Source organism: Serratia sp. CY31944, from assembly GCF_052169175.1.
GTDB classification, from domain to species: domain Bacteria; phylum Pseudomonadota; class Gammaproteobacteria; order Enterobacterales; family Enterobacteriaceae; genus Serratia; species Serratia sarumanii.
Map to the genome: position 1 here is coordinate 132,677 of NZ_JBJNLG010000009.1, position 11,705 is coordinate 144,381.

Genomic DNA, 11,705 nt, shown 5'->3' on the forward strand with positions numbered 1-11,705 from the left:
CCGGGCCCTGTTTTTTTCCGCTTTGTGATAAACTCTCGCCCTTATCTTTATTGCACCCTGAGAGTTCGCCCGTGGCCAAATCCACCGCCGTTTTTCTGCCCCCCGCTTTCCTTGACGCCACCCGCGCCATCATGCCCACCGAGCTGGCGATGGACGATTTTATCGCCGCTTGCCAGCGCCCGCTGCGCCGCAGCCTGCGCGTCAATACGCTGAAAATCAGCGTCGCCGACTTCCTGGCGCTGGTGCAGGATTACGACTGGCGACTGGAGCCCATTCCCTGGTGCGCGGAAGGGTTCTGGATCGAGCGCGACGATGAAGAGCTGCGCCTGGGCAGCGCCGCCGAACACCTGAGCGGCCTGTTCTACATTCAGGAAGCCAGTTCGATGCTGCCGGTCAGCGCGCTGTTCGCGGGCGGCGCGGCGCCGACTCGGGTGTTGGACGTGGCGGCGGCGCCGGGATCCAAAACCACCCAGATCGCCGCGCTGATGGGCAATCAGGGCGGCATCGTCGCCAACGAATACTCCGCCAGCCGGGTGAAAGTGCTGCACGCCAATATCAGCCGCTGCGGCGTGAAGAACACCGCGCTGACCCACTTCGACGGCCGGGTGTTCGGCGCCGCGCTGCCCGAGAGCTTCGACGCCATTCTGCTCGACGCCCCCTGCTCCGGCGAAGGCGTGGTGCGCAAGGATCCGGACGCCATGAGCAACTGGTCGCCGGAAAGCGTGGCCGAGATCGCCGCCACCCAGCGCGAGCTGATCGACAGCGCGTTTCATGCGCTGGCGCCGGGCGGCGTGATGGTTTACTCCACCTGCACCCTCAATGCGCAGGAAAATCAGCAGGTGGTGCGCTGGCTGCTGGACACCTACGGCGACGCGGTCAGCATCGAGCCGCTGGGCGAGCTGTTCCCCGGCGCCGACAAGGCGCTGACCGCCGAAGGTTTCCTGCACGTCTTCCCGCAGATTTACGACAGCGAAGGCTTTTTCGTCGCCCGCCTGCGCAAACGGCGCGCCGTAGCGCCGTTGGCGAAGCCGACCTACAAAGTCGGTAAATTCCCGTTCAGCCCGCTGTCCGGCAAAGAGGCGGCGCTGGTCGCCCAAGCCGCCGCCGCATCCGGCTTAACCTGGGGCGATGACGGCCGGCTATGGGAACGCGACAAAGAGATCTGGCTGTTCCCGGCCGAGCTGGAACCGCTGTTCGGCAAGGTGCGCTTCTCGCGCATCGGCCTCAAACTGGCGGAGCGTTTCCCTAAAGGTTTCCGCTGGCAGCACGAGGCGGCGATCGCGCTGGCCGGCACCGGCGGCAAAGCGCATTTCGAGCTGGACGCCACGCTGGCGCAGGAGTGGTATCACGGCCGCGATCTCTACCCGGAACTGCCGCCGGCGGGCGATGAATGCATCGTCACCTACCAGGGGCAGCCGCTGGGCATCGCCAAGCGCATCGGCAGCCGTATCAAGAACAACTTGCCGCGCGAGCTGGTGCGCGACGGCGCGCTGGATTTTCACCTGTAAACGATACCGCGCCGGGGAATAAAACGCCCCGGCGATAAAATAACGCTAATAATATTCCCATCACCGTTCGTTATTATTCTAATCATTTCAATTTATCGGTATACCTCACCTGCAAGCCCCGTCAGCCGGGGGATGGAAATAAAAAGTTTCTCGCTTTCATCAAGACAATTCCCGATTCTTATTCTATTAATTAAAGTGCAGCTAAATGAATACGTTCAACCCACCTCTGGGTGGCGTCTTTGCGGGCTTTCTCTCATACGGCAAGGAATATAAGATGAAAAAAACTCTGATGGCATTGACCTCGGTAGCAACCCTGCTGTGCGCCAACGGCGCGGCTAACGCAGCAGGCACCATTCAAGGCACGTTAGGCGTGACGCTGACCATCGGCGCCGGTTGCGTCGTGGGGGGCGGCAACAGCAGCGGTTCCGTCAACGACTTCGGCTCCATCAGCTTCGGCACTTACTCTTCACTGGCCAACATTATCGACGCCAGCGCCACCGGCGCAGGGGGCGCCGGTACGCTGTCATTGACCTGCACCACCGGCACAGACTACACGGTGGCGCTGGACAACGGGCTCCACGTCACTTCAGGCACCCAACGCCGCATGGCCAGCACCGCAGGCGCATTCATCAGCTATAACCTTTACCAGGATGCCGCGCGCACCACCGCCTGGGGCAGCGGCGCCAACGCGCTGACCGGCACCGGCACCGGCGCCGCCGTTCCGCTGATCGTGTATGGCCGCGTGCCGGCGGCCGGTTCTACCCCAGCGGCGGACACCTATAACGACACCGTCACGATGACGGTCACCTGGTAACGGTGCGGCTCGCGCTTTGCTGCGGCGGATTATGGGCGTGCAGCCTGTTGGCGCAGGCCGACAGTAAAACGGCGACCCTCGGCGTCAGCGCGACCTTGCTCAGCGCCTGTGAAGCCGGCAGCAGCTCAGGCGGCAACGTCAGCTTCGGCACGCTGAATTTCGGCACGCTGTATTTTCTCAGCACCGCCACCAGCGTCGCCGGGCAGCAAAACGCCGGCGCCATTCGGGTGAAATGCACCAACGGCACCAGCTACAGCGTTCTGCTTGGCGGCGGGCAAAGCGGCAATACCGCGGCCCGCTACCTGCAAAGCGCGGCCGGCCAACGGGTGAATTACAACCTGTACACCAACGCCGCCCACAGCACCATTTGGGACAATCTGACGGGCGTGTCACAAACCGCCAACGGTGCGGACAACTGGCTGCCGGTCTATGGCATGATTCCGGCGCAGTCCACGCCCCCGACAGGCAGCTACACCGATACGGTACAGGTCACGATCAATTGGTAATGACGATGCGCGCTTCCATTTGCGGTTTGCTGTTCTGCCTGCCGCTTTCCCCGGCCCAAAGCGATACCGGCGTCAACGACTTGACCAAAAGCCAGCCGTTCACCGTCAATGCAACCGTGGTAAAAGGCTGCGTATTGGGCAGCGGCGTCAGTGACGTGACCACCTTCGGCACCCTGAACTTCGGCCAACTGTCCTCGCTGAGCAACGCGGTCAGCGTCGTCTCCAGCAGCGGCGCCGGTTCGGTGCTGTTTCGCTGCAACCCGGGGCTGAGCGTTACGCTGGCCCTCGGCGTCGGCAATCATGTGACCGGATCCATCGCCGGCGGCAGAAAATTACAAAACGCCGCCACGTCGGAAACGCTGCTGTATCAACTTTATCAAGACAGCAACTACGCCACCCTTTGGGGGGATGGCGCCAACGGCGGCGCGGCGCAGACCGTCGCCGCCACCGGCAGCACGCAAGAAATCAAGGTTTACGCCCGTCTGTTTTCGACCAGTACCCTGCCCACCAGTGGCGTTTACAGCGATACGGTCTTGTTGACGGTCACTTATTAAGTTTTTTTGCAATAAGGATGAGTTATGCGCATACCTTTCCGCCTGCCGTTAACGGCAGCCCTGCTCCTGGCAAGCCAGCAGCACGCCCTGGCCGCGGCCTCCATTCTCATTTGGCCAATCGATCCGGTGATTGAAGATCAACAACAGGCCACCGCGCTGTGGCTGGAAAATCGCGACAGCAAACCGGTCTATATGCAAATTCGCGTGTTGGGTTGGCGGCAAACCGCCGGCAAAGACGATTACAGCAACCAAAGCGACGTGATCGCCAGCCCGCCGGTGGCGTCGATCGCGCCAGGCAAACGCCAGCTGATACGCCTGATCAAACAGTCGGCCCCGGCGGCGGGACAGGAGCGCGCCTACCGCATTTTGGTCGATGAAGTGCCGGTGAAAGAACAGTCGTCGGGCGCCGCTCCCGGCGGTGCGGAGATGGGGCTGAAATTCCAGATGCGCTACTCGGTGCCGCTGTTCGTCAGCGGCAAGGGCATTTGGACCAAACAGGACAGCGAAAAACCGCGCGATTACGCGACCGCCAGCCAACCTCAGCTCAGCTATCGTCTACAGCAGCAAAGCAGCGAACGCTGGCTGGAGGTGCGAAATCAAGGCGCAGTGCATGCCCGCATGTCGAAAGTGACGCTGCAAGGCCGCAGCCTGAATCCCGGTCTGATGGGATACGTGCTGCCCGGTTCGCAAATGCGCTTCGCCTTGCCGCCCGCCGGCGGTTTCAGCAGCGGCAAACTGATGGCCACGGTCAATGACAACAAACAGCCCGTAGCCATTCCGTCTTATTGAGGCCCAGGTGCAGCCGACAGGGAGGCTATCGACGCGGCGTTTCAGCCTTAAGCCGCTGGCGTTTGTCATGCTGAGCATGGCGGCCGGCGGCTGGCTGCCGTTTGCGCTCGGCGACGATCTGCCGCCGCCGCCCAGCGCCGTCAGCATGCCGGACACCATGCTGTATCTGGAGCCGGTCGTCAACGGGCGCCAAACCGGCAACGTCGTGCCGGTCAACTACCGCGGCGGCCATTACTACATGACGCCCCAGCAACTGCTCGACGCCGGGCTGCCGGTAGCGGATAAGCAGGCGAAAGAGATCGCCGTCGATCGGCTGGAGAAGGTGGATGTCAGCTACAGCGGCGAGAGCCAGCAGTTGCTGATCAACGTGCCCAACGACTGGTTGCCGCAGCAAACCATCGGCGCCCATTCACCGTTGCAGCGCTTGCCGGCGCAAAGCAGCCTGGGTTTGCTGTTCAACTACGATATCTATGCCAGCCAAAGCAACGGCAATGGCCGGCCGGGCTACCTGTCGGCGTGGAGCGAACAGCGGCTGTTCGACGGGTTCGGCGTCATCGCCAACACCGGCATCTACCGCAGCGGGTTTAACGGCGGCCCGAACGACGATGGCGGGCGCTATATTCGATACGACAGCTACTGGCGTTTCAACGACGACCAGCGGATGCTGAGTGTGATCGCCGGTGACCTTACCACCGGCTCGCTCCCCTGGAGCAGCGCCGTGCGCATCGGCGGCTTGCAATTGGCGCGCAATTTCGCGGTGCGCCCGGATCTTATCACCTACCCGCTGCCGCAGTTTTCCGGCCAGGCGGCATTGCCCAGCAGCGTCGATTTATACATCAACAGCTATAAAAACAGCACCACCAACATCAATCCCGGGCCGTTCACCCTCAACAGCGTGCCCTACATTAACGGCGCGGGTCAGGCCACCGTCGTCACCACCGACGCCCTCGGCCGCCAGGTCAGCACCACGGTGCCGTTCTACGTGGCCAGCAACCTGCTGCAGACCGGCATGAGCGATTTCAGCATTTCCACCGGTTTGCTGCGGCGCAACTACGGGTTGAATTCTGCCGATTACGGGCAATGGGTCGGCAGCGCCAGCTTACGTTACGGCGTCACTGATTGGTTAACCCTGGAAGGACGCGCCGAAGGCGCAGCCGAGTTGGCGGTTGGCGGCGCCGGCGCCGACCTTCGCGTCGGGCAATGGGGGGTTCTCAACGCGTCCTACAGCGTCAGCCAGGCCGGCGATGAAGCGTTTAACGGCGGACGGGCGATACAATCCCCCACCTATTACGATCCGCTGACCGGCAGGCCGTTGCAACAGCCGGATCCCCAGCCCGTCTATCGCTACACCGGCAACCACGGCGATCAGAGCAGCTTTGGTTACACCTACAGCAACCAACGTTTCAGCCTCAACGCCCAACGCATCCTGCGCAGCGCCGATTTTGGCGACATTTCCGTGTATAAAAGCGACTACCGCCTGAGCCGCCGCACCGATCAGTTGACCGGCAGCGTCAGCCTGGGCCGGCTCGGCAGCCTCGGCGCCGGTTATTTTGACGTCCGCGACGCCATCGCTCAGCGAACCCGCCTGGTGAACCTGTCCTACAGCGTGTCGCTTTGGCGCAACAGCAGCCTGTACGCCTCGCTGAACCGGGAAATCGGCAGCAGCGGTTACAGCGCCCAACTGCAGCTCTCCATTCCGTTCGACAGCTGGGGCACAGCCAGCTTCAGCGCCGCGCGCGACAACAACAACCGCTGGAGCGAACGCGTCAGCTACAGCCGCGCCGCGCCGACCGATGGCGGTTTCGGCTGGAATCTGGCCTACGCCAATAACCCGAGCGGCGGCGATTACCGCCAGGCCGATCTGACCTGGCGCACCCGCAGACTCGAAGCCCGAGCGGGCGTATACGGCACCCGCGATGAAACCAACCACTGGGGAGAAATCAGCGGTTCGCTGGTGGCGATGAACGGCGGCGTGTACGCCACCAACACCATCAACGATGCCTTTGCGCTGGTGTCCACGCAAGGATACGCCGACATTCCGGTGAGCTATGAGAACCAGCCGATCGGCAAGACCGACGCCCATGGCTATTTACTGGTGCCGACCGTCACCTCTTACTACCATGCGAAATTCCAGATTGATCCGCTCAACCTGCCCGCCGACGTCGCGCTGCCGACGGTGGAGAAAACCGTCGCCATTCGCGATCACAGCGGTTTTCTGGTTGAGTTCCCCATCCAACCCATCTCCGCCGCCGACGTCGAACTGGTTGACGAGCAAGGCAAACCGTTGGCCAACGGCAGCCAGGTGGCGGTGGTTGGCGGCAATCAGCAAAGCTATGTCGGTTGGGATGGCATGACCTATATCGACCCGGTGCAACAACACAATCGGCTGAGCGTGATCCCGGCCGACGGCGGCCCGCCGTGTCAGGCGGAATTCAGCCTGGCGAAGCCTCAGGGCATCCAGCGCGTCGGCCCGGTTGTCTGCCGCTAATTCAACGACGGAGAGTCACTATGTTTCGGGGATTGAAAGCCTTCTTATTGTTAACCCTCTCGCTGCTGTTCTGTCAGCGCGCATTCGCCGACTGCGCCACCACCAACGGCACCGTCACCTTACCGGGAAGCAGCTCTTTCGTGGTCTACAACGGGCAGATCAACGCCCAGGGCACCGCCGGCCTCAACTGCACCGGCCTCGGGCTATCGCTGCTGTCGCAGAACACCGTCACGGTCAAGGTTGCGTCGACCACCAACGGCATGGCGGTCGCCAACACCGACGGTTCCGGCGATAAAATCGCCTACCTGATCTATCCCGACGCCAACTATCAATATCCCTACAGCATCGGGCAGACCATTGACTACAGTTCACTGAATCTATTGTCGCTGATCCTGATCTCCTCCAACGTCAACTTTCCGCTGTATATCAAAACCACCGCCGGCGCCAACGTGCGTTCGGGCACCTATACCGACACCATCAACCTGATCTGGAACTACCATATCTGCGGCCTCGGCGTGCTCGGCCTGTGCATCTGGTGGGACGGCGTCAACAAGGCCAGCACGGTCAGCGTCAGCGTCGCCATCACCAAAGACTGCCTGATCGGCACCGCGCCCAACGTCAACTTCGGCAGCATGGCATTGGTCGGGCAGTTCAATCCTGTCAATCAGAGCATCACCCTGACCTGCACCAAAACCGAGGGATACAACACCTATTTCACCAACGGCAATAACCCGGTCTCCGGTTGGCGGCGTATGAAAAGCGGCACCAGCAATTTCATGCAGTATCAGATTTACTTGCCCAATACGACGACCGTTTGGGATAGCACCAACAAACAGAGCGGCGCCGGCACCGGGCTGGCGCAAAGCATCCCGTATAAGGCGGCGGTCAATGCGGCGCAGACGGAAGTGGCGGTCGGCAGCTATCAAGACAATCTCAGTTTTGTGGTGGAATACTAGGCGCGGTGCTTTGCCGCCGTGGAAATTGTTTCCAAAATGTAATTTTTATGTGGCATTTTTTGCTCACTTGGCTATGCTGTTACCGATGGCCGCACTGGTCTAACCTCCTACCACACCATTGAGCAAGGAGTTCCCATGAGCAAAACCGTCGTAAAAATTGGCAGCTTCGAGGTCGATGACGCGCATCTTCACGCCGGCGCCGACCGCGCCGGCACCCTGAGCATTCCCTGCAAGTCCGATCCGGATCTGTGCATGCAGCTGGACGGCTGGGATGAACACACCAGCATTCCGGCGATCCTCGACGGCAAACAGTCACTGCTGTACAAGCAGCACTACGATCGGCAGGCGGACGCCTGGGTGATGCGGCTGGCATGAAAATGCATCAGAACTGCTGACGACGCGCTGTTTTCATCGGAAACAGCGCGTTTTTTTATGCGATGGCGATGCCGCGGCCGGCAAAGAAAGGGGCGAAGCGGCTGAGCGGCAGGTGCACCCGCTCGCGCGTCGCCGGGCTGTCGCCCGAAGGATTGTGGAAGGTCACGCTTTGCGCATCGGCGGCGGTGATCAGCACCAGATGCCCGCCCCGCTGCGGCGGTATGCTCTCCGGCCGGCGAATGGAGGGATGCACCGAGGCGATAAAGTAGCGGCATTCTTGAAGCAGCGCCGGCACGTCAGCGGCCTCCAGCCCCACCTTCACCACCGCTTGCAGCGCGAACTGCTCGCGTACGAACTCGACGAACGGCGCGTAAATCAGCCCCTTTATCCGCTCCCCTTCGCGCACATAGGCGCCGTAAGGCAGGCTGCGCCGCGCCAGCTCCAGCAGCGGCGGCGCTTCACCGTCGCGGTGGCCCAGCACCATTTTCAGACAGGCCATGCCGCACACGTGATTGGCCCACTCGACGTACTCCGCTCGATCGCGGGCGCCGCTGCGCGCCCAATTTTCGTCTTGCGCCAGCGTCGCGCGGCCGGCGATCAGATCGGCGGCCAGTTCCGGGCTGGCCCACTGGCACTCGTAGGGAACGGCGCGCATAAGATTAGAATTTGTCGACGACTTTGAAATTCATCAGCACCAGCGTCATGTCCGGCGAGAACAGATCGTACTCTTCAAAGAAGCGCTGCAGCTCTTTGCGCCAGTGCGCCAGCGAGCGATCGCCCTCGCCTTCGGCAAAGGCGTGCGCTTCATCGACCTGATCGTAAGTTTTCATTTCCACCGCGGTCAGCTCGACCGCGCAGACCGGCTCACCCTTGCCGTCCACCACCAGGAACCGATCGCCGGCCTGCGGGATCCCCTCGCCGTCGAGGTTGGAACAGGTGGCCGTTTTGGTGCCATTGAGGATCAATTGCACCACTTCATCGGCCTGCTGCTCGGTATCGCCGAACGCCCAGCGCTCAAGGTGCTCGTATTTCTGTGGAATTGCCGTCGCCATGATTATACCTTTAGGAAAAATGCATCAATGCAGACAGGATAGTACAACGTATTGCCGGCCGTCTGCATCCGTCGCAAGCGCGACTGCGCGTTCCGCCACCGCCGCCTTTACGCGTTTTTACCGTTCTTCGCTGTGCCTGCCGCGCTGTCGGGCGCATACTGTGAACATTATTCACCCAATGGCGACCGCCAGGCGGCAACATGCGGCAAAATGACATCGATGCTGACGATACCTTCAGCGATTTACTCAACGGCGTCGCGTTAGTGACGCTTTTCCTCATCATCCTCGCCGGTGGATGGTATTTCAGCTAAAGGGGAAGCAACGTGGCAACAAAACGCATGGGCGCCAAGCTCAGTAAAATGGTGGTGGTGCTGCTGCTGATCTGCCTGGCGTTGCTGCTGTTGCGTTGGGCGGCGATCGCTTTCGGTTAATCACGCGAAACGACGCCGGCCAAACGCCGGTGCCCTGCTCACCGCCGCCGCGGCGCGGTCGGCTCCAGCAACTCCCGCAAATAGGCCAAGCGCGCCTCTCCCTGCGGCAACCAGCGGCGACACAGCCAATGCTGCGTTTCACCCGTGCGGCTCAGGCGGTAGTACTCCGCCAAGGTTTCGACCCAGTTCATGATGTTTTCTCCTGCTTTTCGACACCGCAAGTATTGAGCGTAAAAACCAGAAGAAATACTGATGGCTTGTTTTTTATGCTTCCTGTTTTAGGCAGCCGGTAGCGAAGCCGCAGTTCAGCTGCTACATTGGGCAAAAATCAACCAACCGAGGTAGGCCATGACGTTCTCGGAACAGGAGATTAAACCCGTATGGGATGAGGTCGCACGCCTGATCGGCGACGGCGTGATGCAGCTGCGCCATCGCGGCGAAGCGCTGTCGGTGGAAACGCTGGAAAAACATCTGGCGCGGCAGCTGGCGGACAGCAACGATATCGAACGGCGCATCCTGCTCGGCGCCGCCATCAACATGCTGAAAGGCGGAAAATGAATCGCCAACCGAAAAGGTTGGCGATCCGACAGAAGCCCGAGGTATGCAAGCCCGGCCTTCTGCGCGCTACTATGTCACGCTAATATGACGGAATTAATAGGAATTGTCGGGTTTTTGCCCAAAACGCCCTATTTTTGTTGCCTGCATTACGCCAACACGAAATCACCCGCATCCAGCGGCTGCCCCACCACTTTCACCAGGAAATCGCTGCCGTCAAAGGCGCCGCCCAGGTTGATCGCCACGTCGCTGACGTGATTTTGCGCGTCATAGCTCAGCATCGCTTCCCCCACCTTGCCGCTGAACTGATCGACAAAGCGAATGCCGTCGGCGCTGCCGGTATTGAACAGCGTCAGATCGATCTTGTCTTCACCGCGCACGAAGTCGCGGATCCAATCCGGTGCCGCCGCCGTCGATTCATCCGCCGCGAAATAGACGAAGGTGTCCTTGCCGGCGCCGCCCCACAGCTGATCCGCCCCTTTGCCGCCATACAGCACATCATCGCCCGCGCCGCCGTTGAGCACGTTGTCGGCGGCGTTGCCCACCAGCACATCGTTGCCCGATCCGCCGATGGCATTTTCAATCGTCACGCCTGCGGCGATGGACACGTTGCCTTTCAGGCCGCCAGCGTCCGAGAACGCTTTTTCATTCAGGTTGATGCGCTGATTCTGGCCGAAGCCGGAGAAGTCGAAGGTGTCGTTACCGCCGGCATCCCAGGCAGTGAAAACAATCTTGTCCTGCGCGCCGGTGGCGGTGAGGAAGTCGCGATCGGTATTGGAATTGAAGCCGTAGATCGTATCGCCGGTGCGGGTGTTCATGTTGGCGCCGTAGAAATGCTGGATCGCCGTGATGTCGTTGAGCAATGGTCCGGATGAGTACGCGCCTTTAAAGTCCTGCCCGGTGTTGCTTTCGCTGAAATAGCTCATCACGCTGTGGGCGCGGCTGTCCTCGAAATAGGTCGCGTCCTTGCCGTAGGTGATGCTGACGCCCGGCGCGGCGTTATAGTCGCCCGGATGCTGCAGCCCCAGCGCATGGCCGATTTCATGAGTGAAGGTCTGGCGACCGTACTCGTTCTCATGGATCTGGTTGTTGACGAAGGTGTGGTTCTTGGCGTTATACCAGGTTTGCCCGGCAACCGAAGGCGAGGTATCCGGGTTATACGCAAAGGCATAGGAGCCGCGCGAGCTGTAGTCGAATAGGCCGAATTTGATGTTGGCGGCGGCGGTGTCGCCGGTTTCGGTAAAGGTGATGTTAGCCACGTCGGACCACGACTGCAACGACAGCTTGGCCTGCTCGCGCTGTTCGGCGTTAAAGCTGCTGAAGCCGCTGATGCCCATGCTCGACATGTTGCCCGGCGCCTTTTCCCAGAAGCTGCAGCTCAGGGAGACCGGCGTGTCGGTCACGCCCTTGTCGTGCCAGCTGCGATCGCCGCGCACCAGCTCCAGGCCGGCGTTTGCGAACGTTTTCGACGGATGAAGCACGGTAATGGTGTCGTCTTCATCGGGTTTATAAGCGCCCAGCAGGGCTAATACGCCTTCGGCCTTAACGGAAGCATTGCTTGATGACATAACCTTATCTCCATATTCGTCAATTCAATCGGGGGGATGCCCCAACTGGCGGATTGCCTGAACGGCAGCGGCCCGGTGTTGAATCAATACGGGGATATCGGTAATGCGG

The 11,705-nt window shown here is 60.9% G+C and carries 14 protein-coding genes; 10 read left to right on the top strand and 4 right to left on the bottom strand.

Features of this window, described 5'->3' with window-relative positions; all coding sequences use genetic code 11:
• Positions 1-71: 71 nt before the first annotated feature.
• From rsmF to ACJ8IN_RS11655, 8 genes are all read left to right on the top strand, one after another.
• Positions 72-1,508, top strand: coding sequence for a 16S rRNA (cytosine(1407)-C(5))-methyltransferase RsmF (gene rsmF / locus ACJ8IN_RS11620; protein ID WP_060424266.1), 1,437 nt, complete (start codon positions 72-74; stop codon positions 1,506-1,508).
• 274 nt (positions 1,509-1,782) lie between these two features.
• Positions 1,783-2,322: a Csu type fimbrial protein gene (locus tag ACJ8IN_RS11625; protein WP_033638282.1), complete on the top strand. Its 540-nt coding sequence runs from the start codon at positions 1,783-1,785 to the stop codon at positions 2,320-2,322.
• A 2-nt stretch (positions 2,323-2,324) separates the two neighbouring features.
• Positions 2,325-2,828, top strand: coding sequence for a Csu type fimbrial protein (locus tag ACJ8IN_RS11630; protein WP_072270412.1), 504 nt, complete (start codon positions 2,325-2,327; stop codon positions 2,826-2,828).
• Positions 2,829-2,833: 5 nt separating this feature from the next.
• Positions 2,834-3,382 (top strand): Csu type fimbrial protein, encoded by a 549-nt coding sequence (locus ACJ8IN_RS11635; RefSeq protein WP_086557004.1) that lies wholly within the window; start codon positions 2,834-2,836, stop codon positions 3,380-3,382.
• A gap of 24 nt (positions 3,383-3,406) precedes the next feature.
• On the top strand, positions 3,407-4,171 hold the full coding sequence (locus tag ACJ8IN_RS11640; RefSeq protein WP_033653896.1) for a fimbrial biogenesis chaperone: 765 nt from the start codon (positions 3,407-3,409) through the stop codon (positions 4,169-4,171).
• A gap of 67 nt (positions 4,172-4,238) precedes the next feature.
• On the top strand, positions 4,239-6,659 hold the full coding sequence (locus ACJ8IN_RS11645) for a fimbria/pilus outer membrane usher protein (protein WP_195904053.1): 2,421 nt from the start codon (positions 4,239-4,241) through the stop codon (positions 6,657-6,659).
• A gap of 20 nt (positions 6,660-6,679) precedes the next feature.
• Positions 6,680-7,615: a Csu type fimbrial protein gene (locus ACJ8IN_RS11650; protein WP_033638278.1), complete on the top strand. Its 936-nt coding sequence runs from the start codon at positions 6,680-6,682 to the stop codon at positions 7,613-7,615.
• A gap of 135 nt (positions 7,616-7,750) precedes the next feature.
• Entirely contained in the window at positions 7,751-7,990 is a 240-nt protein-coding gene (locus ACJ8IN_RS11655; RefSeq protein WP_004931517.1) for a DUF1480 family protein, read from the top strand.
• A gap of 55 nt (positions 7,991-8,045) precedes the next feature.
• Here ACJ8IN_RS11655 and ACJ8IN_RS11660 read toward each other — a convergent pair whose 3' ends face one another.
• A complete protein-coding gene (locus ACJ8IN_RS11660; RefSeq protein WP_047567868.1) occupies positions 8,046-8,645 on the bottom strand; it encodes a hypothetical protein in 600 nt (199 codons plus the stop codon).
• Positions 8,646-8,649: 4 nt separating this feature from the next.
• Positions 8,650-9,042 (bottom strand): ASCH domain-containing protein, encoded by a 393-nt coding sequence (locus tag ACJ8IN_RS11665; protein ID WP_033638276.1) that lies wholly within the window; start codon positions 9,040-9,042, stop codon positions 8,650-8,652.
• A 338-nt stretch (positions 9,043-9,380) separates the two neighbouring features.
• Between ACJ8IN_RS11665 and yniD the strand changes: the two genes are divergently transcribed.
• Positions 9,381-9,473 carry a small membrane protein YniD gene (yniD, locus tag ACJ8IN_RS11670; protein WP_223307179.1) on the top strand — a complete coding sequence of 31 codons (93 nt, stop codon included), beginning with the start codon at positions 9,381-9,383 and terminating at the stop codon, positions 9,471-9,473.
• Positions 9,474-9,511: 38 nt separating this feature from the next.
• On the opposite strand, the gene ACJ8IN_RS11675 is transcribed toward yniD, so the two are convergent.
• Positions 9,512-9,664 (bottom strand): hypothetical protein, encoded by a 153-nt coding sequence (locus ACJ8IN_RS11675; protein ID WP_164070495.1) that lies wholly within the window; start codon positions 9,662-9,664, stop codon positions 9,512-9,514.
• A gap of 157 nt (positions 9,665-9,821) precedes the next feature.
• Here ACJ8IN_RS11675 and ACJ8IN_RS11680 point away from each other — a divergent pair, with 157 nt between their 5' ends.
• Entirely contained in the window at positions 9,822-10,031 is a 210-nt protein-coding gene (locus ACJ8IN_RS11680) for a hypothetical protein (RefSeq protein WP_004931526.1), read from the top strand.
• Positions 10,032-10,177: 146 nt separating this feature from the next.
• Here the strand turns inward: ACJ8IN_RS11680 and ACJ8IN_RS11685 are convergent, their stop codons facing one another.
• On the bottom strand, positions 10,178-11,596 hold the full coding sequence (locus tag ACJ8IN_RS11685; protein WP_308325683.1) for a serralysin family metalloprotease: 1,419 nt from the start codon (positions 11,594-11,596) through the stop codon (positions 10,178-10,180).
• Positions 11,597-11,705: the final 109 nt, after the last annotated feature.